Source organism: Shewanella litoralis, from assembly GCF_009828585.1.
Classification (GTDB): Bacteria; Pseudomonadota; Gammaproteobacteria; order Enterobacterales; family Shewanellaceae; genus Shewanella; species Shewanella litoralis.
In genome coordinates this window covers 27,842-46,874 of record NZ_WSRZ01000029.1, presented here as the reverse complement: position 1 = coordinate 46,874, position 19,033 = coordinate 27,842, and the positions used below count along the sequence as shown (strand labels likewise).

The window sequence follows — 19,033 nt, the reverse complement described above, 5'->3', positions numbered from 1 at the left end:
AGGTGATAATTGTCATTGGCTTTATTTATTGGTCATGTTGATTTGTTTGGCGACAATTATCAGATCATAAATAAGGCCTTTTTTCTATCTAAAATATAGGTTTATTGCTAAAGATCCTGTCTATGTGTAAGGCTTAGCTAACAGTGATTGTTTACTAAGCCATTTGGGGTAAGACCTGTTGCTAAATACGATTAAATTAATGGCAAAAGAACCATTGCCCAAGTGATAGCGCACATTGCTAAACTGATAAACACGGCTGCAGATGCAATGTCTTTAGCTTGACCACTTAATGGGTGAATTTCATCACCGATACGATCCACTACCGCTTCAATGGCTGAATTGAGTAATTCAACAATCAACACAATCATCACTGTCATGATCATTAATATCCGTTCCGATATACTCACCTCAACGAGTAGGGCGATGGGTAACATCAGTATGGCTAAAATGGCTTCTTGCCTAAATGCTGCTTCATTTTTCCATGCGGCTTTTAGGCCTTTTATTGAGAATCCCGTTGCTCTAAATACGCGTTTAAGGCCATGATTATTTGCTGGTTTCATTATTTTTATTTCTTTTTATTCACATTGTGCTGATTGTAACATTCACGACCACAGCTACCAGTGTTTTTGGCTATATGTGCACATCTATTCGACTTGTACTAGGCTTTAGCTTGCCATGAGGCTCAAGCTATTATGCAAGGATTGCTTATGTTACGTGTCCACTCTTTTCTATTTTCCGTTCTATTCTTGATGAGCTGTATGGTGTGTCAAAGTGAAACGCTTCCCAAGCCTGAAATTCAACTTGCGAGTCACTATGCTGCCGATTTAGATGTAACCGATTACCTTGTAAGCGAAAAGTTAGATGGGGTGCGAGGATACTGGACGGGTAAACAGATGCTAACGAGAAGTGGACGCACTGTTGACCTTCCTGCAACTTTTACGCAAGGCTTTCCTCAATACCCTATTGATGGTGAGTTATGGCTCGGCCGTGGTCAGTTCGAGCAAATATCTGCACTGGTTCGTCGACAGGAAACTCAAATGCAAGATTGGCAATTTGTGTCTTTTATGATGTTTGATTTACCGCAACACAATGGCTCTTTTGAGCAGCGGTATTTGGCGATGCAACAATTAGCACAAAAGGTCAATTCAGTACATTTACACGTTATTAGCCAATTAACGTTTACCGACAATAAAGCGCTTTTTTCTGAGCTCGACAGTGTGGTTGGAGCTGGTGGAGAGGGCTTAATGCTGCATTATAGACATGCTTTTTATACTGTGGGGCGCAGTCAGTTTATTGTAAAATTAAAACCTAAATATGATGCAGAAGCGGTAGTGATTGGCCACACAGCAGGAAAAGGGAAATATACGGGGCAAGTCGGCGCATTAACGGTGAAAACGCCTCAAGGGAAAGTGTTTAATATTGGCAGTGGCCTCAGTGACAAGCAAAGACAAAACCCACCCGCTATCGGTACCACAATAACTTATCAGTATGTGGGCTTTACCCAGAAAGGGACACCGCGTTTTGCCACTTTTTTACGAGTTAGATCGGTGCAATAGAAGCTTGTGACTGGAGTATTGAATCACTTAAACATTATCAATGTGAGATAATAGAATGAATCAAATAAGTTACGGTCAATAAACGTTAATGAATAAAATGAGCTCGATATTAATTGGCTAAAGGCTTAGCTCAAACAAACAGGTTTATTTCATGAACAACAATACCAATTTAGCGAACGTGTCGTCGGTGTTATTTGTATGTATGGGGAATATTTGTCGCTCTCCGACCGCAGAGGCAGTGTTTAAGCAGCAAGCAAAATTACACGGGTTATCGCTTAAGATAGACTCCGCAGGCACAATTGCGTTTCATCAAGGTAATCCCCCAGATAGTCGCAGTATGGCGGCAGGGCGCAAACGGGGGTTAGATTTTTCAGGCATGAAAGCCAGACAAGTCATTGGCAGTGACTTTGACACATTTGATTTGATTTTAGCCGCAGATGAGGCCAACTTAATCGATTTGAACTCACGTTGTCCTGCGCATTTACAATATAAAATCCGCTTGATTTTGTCTTTTGTGGGTGGTGGGGTAACCGAAGTGCCCGATCCATACTATGGTGGTGAACTGGGGTTTGAATTAGTTATCGACCTGCTTGAGATAAGCCTTACAGAATTAGCGAAACAATTGGTATTAGCGAAAACGGGGTAAGTTGTTACCCCGTTTAAAGGTGATTGTTATTCTTGGTAAGATCGTTTTATTGCGATAAAGCTCATAATTAGTCGTTGTGGCGTTTACCTGAACGCTTGAGTTTTTCTTGTTCAATCTTTTGTTGCTTTAAAGCTTCTTTTTCTGCAAGTACACGGGCAACTTCGATTTTTTCCGCTTCAGCCATTTCTGGCGTTTCTAAGCTTAACAAGCCAATACGTCCCGAGCGGTAGTCATGTAATAACAGCTCCGACACTTTGTGGTAATCAATACGACCACCAGGACGAAGTGCACCGCGAGAGCCTGCGATAGCTTCAAGCAAACCAATGTCAGTATCGGGTAATGAACTCAGTTTATAACGCTCGCAAATGGCTTCTGGGTAAGCTTTTAAGAAGTATTCTGCAGCGAACATTGCTACATCTTCATACTCCATTGCCGTGTCTTTAATGGCGCCGGTTACTGCAAGGCGATAACTACTGGCTTCGTTGTCGACTTTTGGCCATAAAATCCCTGGCGTGTCAGAAAGCACAATACCGTTACGTAAATTAATTCGTTGTTGGGTTTTAGTTACTGCAGGTTCATTACCCGTTTTGGCGATAGTGCGACCTGCAAGGGTATTGATGATGGTTGATTTACCTACGTTTGGAATACCCATAATCATAGTGCGAATATCTTTTTCGATGACATCACGGTGCGGCACAAGTTTACGGCAAATATCAGGAATACTTTTGACCATGCCCGGTTGCAAGGTGGTAATCGCTGATGCCTTAACGCCTTGTTCGCGTTCGAGGTATTCAATCCAACGCTCGGTTACTGCAGGATCGGCTAAATCAGATTTATTCAGTAATTTAATACACGGTTTATCACCACGAAGTTGTGACACCATTGGGTTTTCACTGCTGTAGGGAATGCGCGCATCGAGCACTTCAATAACCAGATCAACTTGAGGCATTGCCTCTTCGATCTCTTTGCGCGCTTTGTGCATATGTCCTGGATACCACTGAATTGCCATGATGTTGCCTTATAACCGAATGCGAATTCGACTGATTAACTGAATAAAGAATCGAATGTAATCAAAAGCGCTATTGTACCTTGTTAGCGGACTAAAAGCATAAAAAAAGCGCCCTAAGGCGCTTATCAAAGGTTAATGGATTAGATAACACCTAACTCACGTAGTCTTTCCATCAAGTAGCTGTCAGCGGTATAACGTTCAGACAACACAACGTCAGGATTAGGATGTAAAAATAATGGTAATGAGATGCGCGACTTGGTTTTGTCGGTGCCTTCAGGGTTAACTACCCGGTGAGAGGTCGACGGGAAGTAACCACCAGAGGCTTCTTGAAGCATATCACCGATATTGATAATAATGCTGCCGAAATCACTTGGCACATCAATCCATTCACCTGTTTTGGTTTTCACTTGTAAGCCAGGCTCATTGGCTGCAGGCAATAAAGTAATGAGGTTAATATCTTCATGTGCTGCAGCGCGAATTGCGCCCATTTCTTCATCACCTTTCATTGGCGGGTAATGCAAAATACGCAGTAAGGTTTTTTCACTTTGGGCGATCATGTCTGGCAGCGGTATTGAATATTTTGCTGCTACGTCCGCAGGAGTGTATTGTTCAATCCAACTCAGAAGTTCTGACGCTAATGCATTAGCGTGCTCATAATACGCAAGAATATTCGCGCGCAGCGAGTCAGGAATACGGCCCCATGGATACACATGATAATATTCTTTGATATCTTTTACTGTGTTGCCTTTGGCTGTTTCTGATATTGATGCAGGGAAAAAACCATCATGAGTTTCTTTATTAAATAAGAAATCATTTTTTTTTTCAGACTGAAAAAACGCATACCATTCTTGGTAGATGTCTTCGACAAGTTGCTTTTGAATAGGGTGGTTTGTTAATACCCCAAAACCGGTTTCACGCAGTGACTCGACAAAGCGTTCAGCACTATCATGTGCTAAATAATCAATTGTATTAAGTTTCATTATATATTTCTTATTAGTGTGTTGACCCACCCTAATGGTAACCTTAGTCACACTTTGTCGCAATTATTTGCGCGTAATCAAAGAGTATTGGTTGAACTGATGCTTTTGATATTGCGTATTATCTACCAAAGCGGCAAAAAATCAGTGAGAACAAGCAATGAATACTCTAACCGAATTTGAAAAATACGTGATTGAACAAAAAGGCACCGAACGTCCTTTTAGTGGCGAATATGTGGACCATGATGCTCAAGGCGTGTATTGCTGTAAAAAATGTTTGGCACCTTTATACAAGAGCGAACATAAGTTTAACGCTCATTGTGGCTGGCCAGCATTTGACGATGAGATTACGGGTGCAGTTAAGCGCACCCCTGATGCCGACGGGCGTCGTGTTGAAATTACTTGCCAGCAGTGTGGCGGTCACTTAGGCCATGTATTTGAAGGCGAATTTCTGACGGATAAAAATGTACGTCATTGCGTTAATTCGGTGTCGATGGTGTTCAAATCAATCGATGAATTAAACGCATCAAATATGGCTGTTAGTCGTAATCAAAAAGCCACTTTTGGTGCGGGCTGCTTTTGGTGCGTTGAAGCGATTTTCGCTCAACTTGAAGGCGTAATAAGTGCCAAGTCAGGGTACTGCGGCGGCGATGCAAACGAGGCAAACTATGATGCGGTATGTTCGGGGCGTACTGGGCACGCTGAAGTGGTGCACATTGAGTTTGATGCCGCGGTGATTAGCTATGAAACACTTTTAACCGTGTTATTTGAAAGCCATGACCCAACGACATTAAATCAGCAAGGCAACGATAATGGACCTCAGTATCGTTCGGCTATTTTTGCGCATAATAGTGAACAAGTTGACTTGGCCAATGCGTTTATCAATCGTTTAACGGAACAAGCTATCTGGCAGAATCCGATCGTCACTCAGATTAGCGCTTTTGAGACATTTTACCCAGCAGAAAATTATCACGATGATTATTTTGCTAAACATGGTGAACAACCTTATTGCCAGTTAGTGGTAAAACCAAAATTTGATAAAGTAATGCGCAAATTTGCTGATAAACGCAAAAAATGAAGCACAGTAAAAAAAGTATTGGCTAAAGGTAGTGGATTAGTTAAATACAAAGGGGGAGGTTGAATCATCAATCTCCCCCTTTTGATCTTTATATTGCCGCTTTCAAAAGACTTTGATGGCGTTTATACGTTGAGCCAGAGACGTGTGAATATTAGCACTTAATTGCATTTCATCCGTTTCAATCATAGTAGCTTTAATCAAATATCCTATCCGATGTAAATCATCAGGCACTGCATTTCTATCAACAACTACCGGACAGGTGGTTAGGCAATTTTACACCGCTAAACCACGCCGCAGAACTAAAAATGGCCCAATAAAAAAGCCATGCTAAGCATGGCTTTATGGTTAAGAAGTGTGATTACTCCTTATGATATTACTTGCCAGGGCGAGCCATATCAGATGATGCGCTGTTACCCATTGTCACTTTTGGGGTATTGTTTTCTGCTGGCGCTTCATAGGCTCTACCTTGCGGTACAGCTTGTTGTTCGCGAACATCAACAGTCGGTTTCGTCATATCTGAAGAGACCATAGAACCAAAGCGACTTGCTTTAGCTGGTGCTTTAGGTGCAGCTTCAACCGGTACACTCACCTCTGCTTTAGCGTCAGTAACTGTTTCAGTTTTAACTTTGCGTACCATAGCCGCAGGTTTAGCCATTGGCGCAGAAGCATTTGATGCTACCGCTTTTTCGCGAACGACATTGACTTCTGGTTCAGATTTAACCGTTTCCGTTACCACTTCAGCTTTCACGACTTCCGCTATCACTTCAGGAGTCACTTCAGAAGTAACTTCTGCTTTAACAGCTTCAGGAGCAGCTACTGCAAGTGGTTCAGCTTTCGGCTCGACCGCTTTTGGTGCTTCAGCGATTTTTTCTGCAACTGGTTCTACAACTGGCGCAGGTTTGGCTTCAACAATGACTTCAGCTTTTGGTGCATCAGTTGGAGTTTGTGTTACTGCTTGAGTTTCAACGGCGGTTGCTTCAACAGGTGCGTCAGTTACCGTTTGAACACTGGCATCAACGTTTGCTGGCTTTTGCGCCGCTTTGTCTTGAGATTGCTCTGCATCTAGCTGTTTTTCTAACTCATCAACTGAGGTAAATACTGCTTGTTGAGTTGCATCGCTATCATCACGACGACGACGTTGACCAGCAGCTCTTAGGTGGCGAGGGCTACGACGGCTTCGACGTTGACCTTCACGACCATCTGCTTTTCCATCTTCAGCGCCTTCTGTATCATTGTCATCAGTCGTGTCATCACTTACCGTATTTTCTGTGGTGACAGGTTTTTCTTTGTCACTTACGGTGTCATTTTTTTCCGTTGCCTGCTCCGCATTAACGGCATTAGCTTCAACTTGAGTATCAGTAGCTTCAGCGTTGACTTCGTTAGGTGCTTGTGGCGCAGAGGCTACAGTGGCTTTGTCGTCAGTATCAGTTGCTGCAGTGTCGTTTTTAGCTTGCGCTTCATTCGATTGCTCGCCTCTTTCTTTACGTGGTTGACGACGGCTACGTGGCGCTTTAGTGTCTGATTTCTCTTCAGCTACTTTAGGCTCTACCGTGTTGGTTTCTTGTACATTAACGTCTGGAGCGCTTGCGTTTACATCAGCGGCTTTTACTACTGACTCTTCACTTTGCTCATTTTCGATACGTACTTTACGACGCATGTTGCGGCGTTGACGACGCTCACGTGCCGCTTCCTGTTTAGGTGATTTCTCAGTATTGGTATCAGCAGCTTTAGGCTCATTAGTTTGCGTTAATGGCTTATCTACTTTCTCATTACGAGGCTTGTTTTTGGCGTTATCGTCTTGAGCATTGTTTTTGCTATTACGATCATTGCGCTTGTTACGAGTACGTGGCTCGGTACCGTCTTTTGGCTTATCGTTGTCATTGCGCTGACGACGGCTGTCGTTGCGGCTAGCATTGCGATTGCCGTTTTCGTTGCGGTTATCATTACGACGTGGGCGACGATTATTAGCCTGTGATGCATCTTTTTCAGGCGTAGCTGGTTTCGTTTCTTTGCTTTCACTATCGCTAGTAGCAAACAACCCACTAATTGCTGACACGATACGGGCAAAAAAGCTTGGCTGAGATGGCGTAGAAGCAACGGGTGTTTTAGCTACAGGCGCCTGAGTTGGGGCTACTTCAACCGCGGCTGTTTTTTGTGGTGCTGCAAAACCTTTTAATGCTGGCTCAGGAGAGGCTGCACGTTCAAGTTTACGAGGCTCATATAATTTTGATGACGGCTTTTCGACACGTTTATAGCTCGATTCGCTCACTTCATCATCGCTCTTACGACGAACAACACGGTACTCAGGTGTTTGCATGTGTGCATCTGGAATGATGTACACTTCAACTTCATGACGCTCTTCAGTAATACGGATTGCTTTGCGTTTTTCGTTTAACAAGAATGCCGCCACATCAACCGGCACTATGGCTTCGATTTGAGTGGTGTTTTCTTTAATGGCTTCTTCTTCCATTAAACGTAAAATAGATAATGCGAGTGATTCGGTACTACGGATCGTGCCCTGGCCATGACAGCGTGGACATAAATGCGCTGCCGACTCTTCTAATGAAGGACGTAGGCGTTGACGTGACATTTCCATTAAGCCAAAACGAGAAATACGGCCTAATTGTACACGTGCACGGTCATGATGTACGGCATCACGCATACGGTTTTCTACTTCACGTTGATGACGAACTGGCGTCATGTCGATAAAGTCGATAACCACTAAACCACCTAAATCGCGAAGACGTAATTGACGGGCAATTTCATCAGCTGCTTCTAGGTTAGTGTTTAATGCGGTTTCTTCAATGTCGCCGCCTTTAGTGGCGCGCGCCGAGTTAATATCGATAGAGGTTAATGCTTCTGTTGGGTCAATAACAATTGAGCCACCAGATGGTAAACGCACTTCACGTTGGAATGCCGATTCAATTTGCGACTCAATTTGGAAGTGAGTAAATAAAGGCACTTCTGAATCATATTGTTTAACACGTTCAACGAAATCAGGACGCACTAAACCGATGTGCAGTTTAGCTTCTTCGTAAATACGTGGGTGATCGATAAGGATTTCGCCAACGTCACGACGTAAATAATCACGAATAGCACGAACAATCACGTTACTTTCTTGATGAATTAAGAATGGTGCAGCTTTAGTTTGAGCCGCTTCTTGAATGGCATCCCAGTGATGCTGTAGAACTTTTAAGTCCCATTTTAATTCGGTTGACTCTTTACCGACACCGGCAGTCCGCACGATTAAGCCCATGCCATTTGGCACTTCAAGCTCAGACATCGCTTCTTTTAATTCGGTACGCTCATCACCTTCGATACGACGAGAAATACCGCCTGCACGTGGGTTATTTGGCATGAGGACTAGGTAAGAACCCGCTAAACTGATAAAGGTTGTTAATGCAGCGCCTTTGTTGCCACGCTCTTCTTTATCAATTTGCACGATGACTTCTTGACCTTCCTGCACCACTTCTTTGATGTTAGGACGACCTTGGAAAGAGTAACCTTTAGGGAAGTATTCGCGGGCAATTTCTTTAAGCGGTAAGAAACCATGGCGGTCTGCGCCATAATCAACAAACGCCGCTTCAAGTGAGGGTTCTACGCGAGTGATTTTACCTTTATAGATATTTGATTTTTTCTGTTCGTGACCAGGACTTTCAATATCTAGATCATACAGTTGTTGCCCGTCTACAAGGGCAACACGCAACTCTTCTGATTGAGTTGCATTAATTAACATACGTTTCATGATGACGTGATTCTTCTAAATGAGGTCATCAAACAACACGATCTTTCTGCATTACGGGCCTGAATTAATCGGTATAACCTCACGGTTAGCTCCAGGCAATTAGGTGCTCATCACTGTAAAACGCAGTCGCTGCGTGTCGCATCCTATTTATGGCTTATTTTCTAATATTTACAAAAACAAGGAATTCGTTGACTTACAACCAACCCCATAAATTATGGTAATTTAATCCGTTAATGCCCAAGTCGAATCGGTTTGTTTGATAACAAGCTAAAATATTGTTCGAATTTGGGGCGATTTTCTGCACTTAAATTGAAATCTTTACTGAAAACTTACGGTTTAATTGTCGAAACGTTTTTTGTCGTTTTTTATTTAAATACAATTTGCAAATCAATGGTTTGCTACCGATAAAGCTCATTTTCTTAATTGCAGTTTTTTCGCATTTGGTGAAAGTTGTGAACACTTTATCCACTGTTTACTCTCAACCTGAGCGCAAATATAGCAACAAACACTATTTTCATCAATCAAAAGCCCATATTCTTTCGTGTATTTATTTCAAGTCAGCCATGGTAATAGCCAATCATTTGCAAGATAAGGTACACTATTGCGGTTACTACTATATGGCGCATCATGAATACTGAAACCACCCCCCAAGTTGAATACGTGACTATCGACGAAGATCATTTTGAACAACGCATCGATAATTTTTTGCTGACTAAATTAAAAGGCGTACCGAAAAGCATGATCTATCGGATTGTGCGTAAGGGAGAAGTGCGTGTTAATAAAAAACGCATTAAGCCAGAATACAAATTACAGATTGGTGACATAGTGCGTGTTCCGCCGGTGCGCATCGCCGAGAAAGATCATCGCACTGCACCGTCGGCAAATTTATCTCGAGTATCGCAACTTGAAGATCGAATTATCCACGAAGACAATCATTTAATCGTTATGAACAAACCTGCTGGTATTGCAGTGCATGGCGGCAGTGGTGTGGATTATGGCGTAATTGAAGGTTTACGCTCACTGCGTCCGCAACAAAAGTTTTTAGAGTTGGTTCATCGTTTAGATAAAGACACCTCAGGTGTGTTACTTGTTGCTAAAAAACGCAGTGCATTAAAGCATTTACACGAGCAACTGCGCAGTAAAACCATGCAAAAAGATTATTTAGCCCTGGTGCGCGGCGAGTGGCAGGCAAGTGATAAAGTGGTTAAAGCGCCATTATTAAAAATTACCTTAAAGTCTGGTGAACGTATTGTGCGCGTTAATAAAGAAGGTAAAGAGTCTGAAACGCGCTACAAAATCATGCAACGCTATCAAGGGTGTACCTTGGTGAAAGCCAGCCCTGTGACAGGGCGAACGCACCAAATTCGTGTTCACTGCCAGTATGCAGGTCATGCGATTGCCTGTGATGATAAATACAGCGAGCAGCAATTTGATGACAGTATGAGAGCCTTAGGTTTAGACCGTCTGTTTTTACACGCGGCTGAGCTTAAATTTACTCATCCTGAAAACAACGAAATCATGCAGGTCAAAGCACCATTGGACGAAGTATTACTCAATACATTGGATAAGCTTAAACGCACTTAAGTAGGTTGTCGCTGTGTGTTAAATTAATAAAGTAAGGCATAACGTGAAGAGTCAAGACAAAGCATTTGATTTAGTCATCTTCGATTGGGATGGCACATTAATGGACACAGTCGGTAAAATTGTCACTTGCATGCAAAGTGTGGCGCAAGAGTTGGCGTTAACAGTGCCGACTGAGCAACAGGTGCGAGATGTGATTGGATTGTCTTTGCCGACCATTATGCCGATTTTGTTTAGCGAGCATCAAAACCATCAACAGATTATTGATTGTTACCGTCGCCATCATTTAGCGAGCGATTATCCAACGCCGTTATTTGACGGGGTGGAAGTCTTGATTAAGCAGCTGCATGAAGCGGGTTATCAATTAGCTATCGCAACGGGTAAAGCGCGGGAAGGGTTAGACAGGGTACTTGAATTGACCGGGCTGGGTCAGTATTTTCATGCATCACGTTGTGCCAGCGACTCGCAAAGTAAGCCACACCCAGAAATGCTCCATGCTTTATTAAGTCATTTTGAAGTGAGTGCCGATAAAGCCATTATGATTGGTGATTCCATTCATGACTTAACCATGGCCAATAACGCTAACATGGCCAGTATTGGGGTGAGTTATGGCGCCCATGATGAAGCTCGGCTACTTGGGCTTCAGCCTTTGGCTATTGTGAATAGCCCTTCAGCAATCCGCCAGTATTTATAATATCAATTTGGGCTTTCTGAATATTGTTGAAAGCCCTCATTTTTGCATCATTCCTGCTGACTAAGCACGTCCAATCCCTGTTGTTGTAATAACTCAATAAGCTTAATCAGTGGCAAACCAATCAAGGTATTGGGATCATCACCTTCTAAGCGGCTAAACAATGCAATTCCAAGTCCTTCACTCTTAAAACTGCCAGCACAATAAAGTGGTTGTTCCTGTTCGACGTAATAACGGATCTGTGCTTGGGATAACGTTTTAAAATGAACGATAAAAGGTTCGATGCACGACAACATTTGTTTGGTTGTTTTGTTATATACCGCAAGTCCAGTATAAAACGTAATGGCCTGACCAGATGCGGCCGTAAGCTGGGCTATTGCATTGTCGACCGTATGAGGTTTACCTATGATCTGTCCGTTGATGACCGCAACTTGATCTGAGCCAATAATTAATTCCGTCGCCTCTGTGTGTGGCGTTAATGTTGCCCCTTGGAGTGCTTTTTGTTCAGCTAAACGTTGCACCAATGCTATTGCTGTTTCGTTTGGTTGGGGAGATTCGTCTATATCGGGGTTAACGCAGTCAAATGTGAGCATTAATTTTTGTAATAATTGCTGACGAAAAGGCGAGGTTGATGCAAGTACAATATTGAAATTCATAACGTTTATTTTACTTATCCGTGGCCAATACTCGATTATTGCTCAGTTTACTGCATTCATTGGGTTAAATGGAGTATTTTTCACCGAGTAATGCTTGTGTGATGGGGTTTGGTTCGGTAAAATTTGCCAACTTTCAAATTCAATGCCGGATTAAAGAATACCTAAATAGTCAGTGTTAGGTGAGATGACCGTATTTTTACGGAAATTTTCTTTGACTCCAGCGTTTTCAAACTATAATATGCGCGCCTTATGCAAACAGTAAAGATACCGGTTTCAATTGATCCTATACGCGCTGCCTCAAGCGGCCTTCGTTATGAAGGTTACGTGCCAGGCCAGCAACTAAAGCGATTAAGCGAGTTATGTGCCGGCGACTGTTCCAACGTAGTTGTGTCGTTGGAATGTGGCGTCGACTTACAGGGGATAGTCTACCTTCGCGGGAAGGCTGTGACGGAGCTCACTCTGCTATGTCAACGTTGCATGACACAATATACTACTGAGGTTACGGTCGACTTTTGTTTTAGTCCTTGTCGGACTGAGGCAGAAATCGATGAGCTCCCGGATGCGTATGACCCAATTGAGTGTAATGAGATTGGTGAAGTACGTCTGCATCAATTGATTGAAGATGAATTGATAGTCGCTATGCCTATCATCCCTATGCATGAAGATACTGATTGCAGCCAGGGATCGAAAGATGTAGTTGTAGGCGAGATCGAACCCGCTCATGAGGAGCGTCCAAATCCGTTTGCAGTGTTAGAAAAACTGAAGAGCAAGTAATCTAGGAGACAGGTCAAATGGCTGTACAACAGAATAAAAAATCACGTTCAAAGCGCGGCATGCGTCGTTCACATGATTCATTGAGCACTGCTCAATTATCAGTAGACGCGACTAGCGGTGAATTACATCTACGTCACAACGTGACTGCTGATGGTTTTTACCGCGGTAAAAAGGTAATCAACAAGTAATTTGTTGATTATCTGATGACAAATCTGACGCTTGCGTTAGATGCGATGGGGGGCGATCACGGTCCCCACGTGACAGTGCCTGCAGCAATGCAGGCATTGAAATTTCATAGCACCCTCAAGATCATTTTGGTTGGTAATCAAACCGACATTCAAAAGTATTTACCTCAAACACCTTCTACCGATTTAGACCGCATTGAAATAATCCATACCACTGAAGTTGTCACCATGTGTGATAGGCCTGTTCATGCTTTACGTTCACGTAAAAACAGTTCAATGAGAATTGCACTGGAATTAGTACGAGACGGAAAAGCGGCCGCCTGCGTTAGCGCGGGGAACACGGGGGCATTAATGGCAATGGCTAAGGTGTTATTAAAAACCTTACCGGGGATTGATAGACCTGCATTAGTGTCATGTTTACCGGCGGTTACTGGTAAGCCGGTTTATTTACTCGATTTAGGTGCTAACGTCTCTTGTGACTCTGAAGCATTATTTCAATTTGCCATTATGGGTTCGGTTTTATGTGAAGCCGTCCATAAAAAAGCCCGTCCGAAAGTGGCATTATTGAATGTGGGTATTGAAGAAGTCAAAGGTAACGATCAAGTTCAACAAGCTGGGCAGTTGTTACAGCATACTGATCAAATCAATTACATTGGTTTTGTTGAAGGCGACGAAATCTATACCGGTAATGTTGATGTCATTGTTTGTGATGGGTTTGTGGGCAACATTACCCTAAAAACCTCAGAAGGCATTGCCAAGCTATTAGTACATCAATTAAAGCGTGGTTTAAAAGACGGCTTTTTTGTACGTTTACTCTCCAAACTTATCGCTCCACACATACAAGCTGTTCTCAGTAAGATGAACCCCGACCACTATAATGGTGCAAGTCTGATAGGATTGCGCGGAATAGTAGTAAAGAGTCATGGTAACGCGGATGAAGCTGCATTTTTACAAGCATTAAATTTAGCAGCAACAGAAGCAAAACGTCGTCTTCCTGAAATGATTAAAGATCGTTTGGAGTCGATTCTTTTAGACATCAATAGCTGATCTCATATATGCACACAAAAATTCTCGGAACAGGCAGCTATCTGCCTGTGCAAGTACGTAGCAATCAAGATCTCGAAAAAATGGTTGAAACCAATGACCAATGGATTGTTGACCGAACTGGTATCTCTGAGCGGCGCATCGCTGCTACAGACGAGTCGGTGGCAACCATGGGCCATCAAGCGGCATTAAAAGCGCTTGAAATGGCCGGCATTGATGCCAGCGAGCTAGACATGATTGTCTGTGGCACCACCAGTGCAACCAATGCATTCCCAGCAGCTGCCTGCGAAATTCAAGCCTTACTTGGCGTTAAAAATATTCCAGCCTTTGATATTGCTGCCGCGTGTTCAGGGTTTGTGTATGCCTTGTCTGTCGCCGACCAATTCGTCAAAACAGGTGCCGCTAAAAAAGTATTAGTCATTGGCTCTGATGTATTGTCGCGCATGTGCGATCCTGCCGATAGAACAACCGTTATTTTGTTTGGTGATGGCGCTGGCGCTGCTGTTATTGGCGCAAGTGATACACCAGGTATTATTGCGACCCATATTTATGCCGATGGTAGTCAAGGCGACTTGTTAAAATGTGCTTTTCCTCCTCGCTCGGGTGAAGGTTCAGAAGCCGTTAGTTTCATGACAATGAAAGGCAATGACGTATTTAAAGTCGCGGTGACGCAGTTATCGAATGTCGTGACTGAAACATTACGCCTTAATAATGTCGATAAGTCAGAGATTGATTGGTTAGTGCCGCATCAAGCTAATTTTCGCATCATTAATGCCACCGCTAAAAAACTCAGCATGAGTTTAGATAAAGTGGTGCTTACCCTGGCTAAGCACGGTAATACCTCTGCAGCTTCAGTGCCTATTGCCCTAGATGAAGCCGTGCGTGATGGCCGTATTCAGCGTGGTCAATTATTACTGCTTGAAGCCTTCGGTGGCGGTTTTGCCTGGGGCAGTGCCCTAATTCGTTTTTAATTTTTAAATGTACTGTTATTTAATTCAATTCTTATACAGGTAAGTGTTTATGGAAAATGTTGCTTTTGTATTTCCAGGTCAAGGCTCTCAGGCCGTAGGAATGTTAGCTGAATTAGCTCAATCTTATGACATTATTGGGCAAACTTTTGCCGAGGCGAGTAACGCATTAGGTTATGATTTATGGGATTTAGTGGCAAATGGCCCAGTAGAAACCTTAAATGAAACAGACAAAACTCAACCAGCGTTATTAACCGCAAGTGTCGCTATTTGGCGTGCTTATCAAGCGTCTAACAAACCGATGCCTTCTTTATTAGCTGGTCACAGCCTAGGCGAATACTCAGCATTAGTGTGCGCCGGTGTGATTGAGTTTACTGATGCGGTTAAATTAGTTGAGCTGCGCGGTAAATTAATGCAACAAGCCGTGCCAGCAGGTTCTGGTGCGATGTTTGCTATTATTGGTCTTGATGATGATGCCATTGCCGCCGCGTGCGCAGAGTCTGCTCAAGGTGATGTCGTCAGTCCTGTTAACTATAACAGCCCCGGTCAAGTGGTCATTGCCGGTGAAAAAGCCGCAGTTGAACGCGCAGCCGCTGCGTGTAAAGCCGCTGGCGCTAAAATGGCCGTTGCCTTGCCTGTTAGCGTGCCATCTCACTGTGCGCTTATGAAGCCTGCCGCAGATGAATTAGCCAAAGCATTAGTTAACGTCACGTTTTCTACGCCAAACATTAATGTGGTTAATAACGTTGATGTGGCAATGCCAACAGATGCAGATGCGATAAAAGATGCATTAGTACGTCAATTGTATTGCCCAGTGCGCTGGAGCGAAACGGTTGAATTTATGGCGACACAAGGTGTTACAAATTTAGTTGAGTGTGGTCCGGGTAAAGTATTAACCGGTTTAACAAAAAGAATTAATAAATCAATATCCGCTCAAGCGGTAAACGATGTTGCTTCATTTGCGGCATTAACCGAATAAAGGAGTTTTTATGAGCTTTAACATCAGTCTAGACGGCAAAGTAGCCTTAGTTACCGGTGCTAGTCGTGGCATTGGCCGTGCCATCGCTGAATCGCTACAACAAGCTGGTGCAGTCGTTATCGGTACCGCGACCAGTGAAAAAGGCGCTGCAGCAATTCAGCAATACCTAGGTGACAAAGGCTTTGGGATGGTGTTAAATGTCACTGATAGTCAATCGGTTGCCGATTTATATAGCCAGATCAAAGAAAAAGCCGGTGATGTTGATATTCTTATTAACAATGCTGGTATTACCCGCGACAATTTACTGATGCGGATGAAAGATGATGAATGGCAAGACATTATCGACACTAATTTGACGTCATTATTTAAATTGTCTAAACCTGTAATGCGATCTATGATGAAAAAACGTTTCGGACGTATTATCAGTATCGGTTCAGTAGTAGGTACAATGGGTAATGCTGGTCAAGTAAATTACTCGGCGGCAAAAGCGGGTTTGATAGGGTTTACAAAATCTCTTGCAAGAGAGGTTGCATCTCGTCAAATAACAGTGAATGCTATTGCACCTGGATTTATTCAGACAGACATGACAGATGAGCTGACACCTGAGCAGCAACAAGCTATTATGTCGCAAGTTCCGATGGAACGTTTAGGGCAAGCACAAGAAATTGCCAACGCAGTATTGTTTTTGGCCTCGGATTCAGCCGCTTACATCACAGGCGAGACATTGCATGTGAACGGCGGTATGTACATGGTTTAAGGGCGATAGGTAGGAAACTACCTTCATTTGAGTCAGGGTTAGTGACAATTCAATGTTAATTTTTGTGGTTAGACCACAAAATCTAAGCTTGCATTGTTATCTAATTCGAATAAACTACTCGCAATCTTACGCAAGTGCGTAATTTGAATAGGAAAGAAAACTAATGAGCAACATCGAAGAACGTGTAAAGAAAATCATCATCGAACAACTTGGCGTTAAAGAAGAAGACGTTAAATCAGCTGCTTCTTTTGTAGACGATTTAGGCGCTGATTCTCTAGACACGGTTGAATTGGTTATGGCTCTAGAAGAAGAGTTTGATACCGAGATCCCTGACGAAGAAGCTGAAAAGATCACTACTGTTCAAGCAGCGATCGATTACGTTTCTAAGAATCAGTAATCAAGAATTCACATTAACAGGCGGCATTTATGCCGCCTGTTTTTGTTTAAAGCATTTGTAAACGCTCGTTCCATTTAATTGCACTAACATATCCCTTCTTATACTTCTTTAGCGTTATCGCAATAATGGCATCGTGGCAGATTTTATTTAAAGGTGAATATCATGTCTAAACGTCGTGTCGTCATCACAGGTCTTGGACTTGTGACTCCAGTAGGTAATGATGTCGAGTCTTCTTGGAATGCCTTATTGGCAGGCCAAAGTGGTATTGCGCCAATCACTAAATTTGATGCCAGCGAATTTGGCACCCGTTTTAGTGGTTCGGTGAAAGATTTTGATGTCGAAAAATACTTAACAAAAAAAGATGCACGTAAAATGGATTTGTTTATCCAATACGGCATGGCCGCAGGCATTCAAGCCGTTACTGATTCTGGCTTAGACATGAGCCAAGAAAATCCAGCTCGTGTGGGCACTGCAATCGGTGCAGGCATGGGCGGCATGTGGTTAATTGAACAAGGCCATTCGGCATTATTAAATGGTGGACCACGTAAAGTATCGCCATTCTTTGTACCAAGCACCATCATTAACATGATTGCTGGGCATTTATCGATTATGTATGGCATGACTGGCCCTAATTTTGCGGTGACTACTGCATGTACAACCGGTGTGCATAATATTGGTTTTGCAGCCCGTACTATTGCTTACGGCGATGCCGATGTGATGGTCGCTGGCGGTGCAGAAGATGTCACCAGCCCATTAGGCGTAGCCGGTTTTAGCGCCGCTAAAGCATTATCGACCCGTAATGACGATCCAACTGCAGCAAGCCGCCCTTGGGACAAAGACCGTGATGGCTTTGTGATTGGCGATGGTGCGGGTGTGATTGTGATGGAAGAATACGAACGTGCTAAAGCGCGTGGCGCTAAAATTTACGGCGAATTAGTTGGCTTTGGCATGAGTGGCGATGCATTTCACATGACATCACCGCCAAGTGATGGTGCAGGTGCTGCCGCAGCGATGGTTAACGCGATTAACGATGCACAAATTCAAAAAGAGCAAGTGGGTTATATTAATGCCCATGGCACTTCAACCAATGCCGGTGATAAAGCAGAAGCTGCCGCGGTTAAAGCGGTTTTTGGTCCGCATGCTTATGATTTGTTGGTAAGCTCAACTAAATCAATGACAGGGCATTTACTCGGCGCAGCAGGTGCTATTGAAGCCATCATTACTCTGCTTGCACTGCGCGACCAACATGTGCCGCCAACAATTAACCTAGATAACCCTGATGAAGGGTGCGATTTAGACTTTGTTGCGCACACTTCTCGCCGTCATCAATTTGATTATGCGTTATGCAATTCATTTGGTTTTGGTGGCACGAATGGTTCGCTACTATTTAAAAAAATAGATTAATATTGTTCAATATAAAAAGCGCCTAGTGCGCTTTTTTTGTATCAGTACAACGTGTATCGTTGATACACCATCGAATGACTTGGAGGCTTTATGGCCGGTAAAGATAGACAGCTTACATTACGTTTTTTGGCCGAACCTGCAGATGTGAACTTTGGCGGTAAAGTGCACGGTGGTGCGGTAATGAAATGGATCGATTTAGCGGCCTATGCCGCCGCGGCGGGTTGGAGCGGTAAATATTGTATTACAGTTTATGCGGGCGGCATCCGTTTTGTTAAGCCCATCCATGTCGGCAATATTGTTGAGGTGACGGGTAAAGTGATTTATACCGGTACAACATCAATGCATATTGCGATAGATGTAAAAGCAGGCGATCCAAAAGAATCTGAACGTCATTTGACGACACATTGTATTGTTATTATGGTTGCTGTTGACGATGAAGGTCATCCAACATCGGTTCCTGAATGGATACCGGCAACGGCAGATGATGTTCGATTACGTGATAGTGCATTACGGTTAATGGATATGCGCAAACGTATTGGTGCTGAAATGGAAGCACACGTTAAACCTTCTGTTGAATAAATAAGGA

19 protein-coding genes are annotated in these 19,033 nt (G+C 43.3%); 14 read left to right on the top strand and 5 right to left on the bottom strand.

Annotated elements, in window-relative coordinates:
- Positions 1–191: 191 nt before the first annotated feature.
- Positions 192–560, bottom strand: a complete 369-nt coding sequence (locus GQA99_RS18085; protein WP_160056302.1) for a diacylglycerol kinase — start codon at positions 558–560, stop codon at positions 192–194.
- A 132-nt stretch (positions 561–692) separates the two neighbouring features.
- On the opposite strand from GQA99_RS18085, the gene GQA99_RS18080 reads away from it, so the two are divergent.
- Together GQA99_RS18080 and GQA99_RS18075 are read left to right on the top strand one after the other, a co-directional pair.
- Positions 693–1,556, top strand: coding sequence for a DNA ligase (locus GQA99_RS18080; protein WP_338091743.1), 864 nt, complete (start codon positions 693–695; stop codon positions 1,554–1,556).
- Positions 1,557–1,707: 151 nt separating this feature from the next.
- Positions 1,708–2,202 (top strand): low molecular weight protein-tyrosine-phosphatase, encoded by a 495-nt coding sequence (locus GQA99_RS18075; protein ID WP_160056298.1) that lies wholly within the window; start codon positions 1,708–1,710, stop codon positions 2,200–2,202.
- A 67-nt stretch (positions 2,203–2,269) separates the two neighbouring features.
- Here GQA99_RS18075 and ylqF read toward each other — a convergent pair whose 3' ends face one another.
- Both ylqF and GQA99_RS18065 read right to left on the bottom strand, forming a co-directional pair.
- Complete coding sequence (gene ylqF, locus GQA99_RS18070) at positions 2,270–3,211, bottom strand: ribosome biogenesis GTPase YlqF (RefSeq protein ID WP_160056296.1); 942 nt, start codon at positions 3,209–3,211, stop codon at positions 2,270–2,272.
- 140 nt (positions 3,212–3,351) lie between these two features.
- Positions 3,352–4,191: an isopenicillin N synthase family dioxygenase gene (locus tag GQA99_RS18065; RefSeq protein WP_160056294.1), complete on the bottom strand. Its 840-nt coding sequence runs from the start codon at positions 4,189–4,191 to the stop codon at positions 3,352–3,354.
- A gap of 157 nt (positions 4,192–4,348) precedes the next feature.
- On the opposite strand from GQA99_RS18065, the gene GQA99_RS18060 reads away from it, so the two are divergent.
- Positions 4,349–5,266: a bifunctional methionine sulfoxide reductase B/A protein gene (locus GQA99_RS18060; RefSeq protein ID WP_160056292.1), complete on the top strand. Its 918-nt coding sequence runs from the start codon at positions 4,349–4,351 to the stop codon at positions 5,264–5,266.
- A 373-nt stretch (positions 5,267–5,639) separates the two neighbouring features.
- Here GQA99_RS18060 and rne read toward each other — a convergent pair whose 3' ends face one another.
- Entirely contained in the window at positions 5,640–9,011 is a 3,372-nt protein-coding gene (rne, locus tag GQA99_RS18055; protein ID WP_160056290.1) for a ribonuclease E, read from the bottom strand.
- A 627-nt stretch (positions 9,012–9,638) separates the two neighbouring features.
- On the opposite strand from rne, the gene rluC reads away from it, so the two are divergent.
- Entirely contained in the window at positions 9,639–10,595 is a 957-nt protein-coding gene (rluC, locus tag GQA99_RS18050) for a 23S rRNA pseudouridine(955/2504/2580) synthase RluC (RefSeq protein WP_160056288.1), read from the top strand.
- A gap of 43 nt (positions 10,596–10,638) precedes the next feature.
- On the top strand, positions 10,639–11,286 hold the full coding sequence (locus GQA99_RS18045; RefSeq protein ID WP_229785955.1) for an HAD family hydrolase: 648 nt from the start codon (positions 10,639–10,641) through the stop codon (positions 11,284–11,286).
- 47 nt (positions 11,287–11,333) lie between these two features.
- On the opposite strand, the gene GQA99_RS18040 is transcribed toward GQA99_RS18045, so the two are convergent.
- Positions 11,334–11,939: a Maf family protein gene (locus GQA99_RS18040; protein WP_160056286.1), complete on the bottom strand. Its 606-nt coding sequence runs from the start codon at positions 11,937–11,939 to the stop codon at positions 11,334–11,336.
- Between the two features lie 249 nt (positions 11,940–12,188).
- Between GQA99_RS18040 and yceD the strand changes: the two genes are divergently transcribed.
- The 9 genes from yceD (at position 12,189) to GQA99_RS17995 (ending at position 19,026) form a co-directional block, all read left to right on the top strand.
- The gene (yceD, locus tag GQA99_RS18035) at positions 12,189–12,713 is read left to right on the top strand and encodes a 23S rRNA accumulation protein YceD (protein ID WP_160056284.1); all 525 of its coding nucleotides are present in this window, start codon (positions 12,189–12,191) and stop codon (positions 12,711–12,713) included.
- 17 nt (positions 12,714–12,730) lie between these two features.
- Positions 12,731–12,901: a 50S ribosomal protein L32 gene (gene rpmF, locus GQA99_RS18030; protein ID WP_011636967.1), complete on the top strand. Its 171-nt coding sequence runs from the start codon at positions 12,731–12,733 to the stop codon at positions 12,899–12,901.
- A gap of 15 nt (positions 12,902–12,916) precedes the next feature.
- Positions 12,917–13,945, top strand: coding sequence for a phosphate acyltransferase PlsX (plsX, locus tag GQA99_RS18025; protein ID WP_160056282.1), 1,029 nt, complete (start codon positions 12,917–12,919; stop codon positions 13,943–13,945).
- Positions 13,946–13,953: 8 nt separating this feature from the next.
- On the top strand, positions 13,954–14,913 hold the full coding sequence (locus tag GQA99_RS18020) for a beta-ketoacyl-ACP synthase III (protein WP_160056280.1): 960 nt from the start codon (positions 13,954–13,956) through the stop codon (positions 14,911–14,913).
- A 49-nt stretch (positions 14,914–14,962) separates the two neighbouring features.
- Positions 14,963–15,889, top strand: a complete 927-nt coding sequence (fabD, locus tag GQA99_RS18015) for an ACP S-malonyltransferase (protein ID WP_160056278.1) — start codon at positions 14,963–14,965, stop codon at positions 15,887–15,889.
- A gap of 10 nt (positions 15,890–15,899) precedes the next feature.
- Complete coding sequence (gene fabG, locus GQA99_RS18010; RefSeq protein WP_160056276.1) at positions 15,900–16,646, top strand: 3-oxoacyl-ACP reductase FabG; 747 nt, start codon at positions 15,900–15,902, stop codon at positions 16,644–16,646.
- 163 nt (positions 16,647–16,809) lie between these two features.
- A complete protein-coding gene (gene acpP, locus GQA99_RS18005; protein ID WP_011496723.1) occupies positions 16,810–17,043 on the top strand; it encodes an acyl carrier protein in 234 nt (77 codons plus the stop codon).
- A gap of 162 nt (positions 17,044–17,205) precedes the next feature.
- A complete protein-coding gene (fabF, locus tag GQA99_RS18000) occupies positions 17,206–18,447 on the top strand; it encodes a beta-ketoacyl-ACP synthase II (protein WP_160056274.1) in 1,242 nt (413 codons plus the stop codon).
- Between the two features lie 90 nt (positions 18,448–18,537).
- The gene (locus GQA99_RS17995; protein WP_011636973.1) at positions 18,538–19,026 is read left to right on the top strand and encodes an acyl-CoA thioesterase; all 489 of its coding nucleotides are present in this window, start codon (positions 18,538–18,540) and stop codon (positions 19,024–19,026) included.
- Positions 19,027–19,033 lie beyond the last annotated feature (7 nt).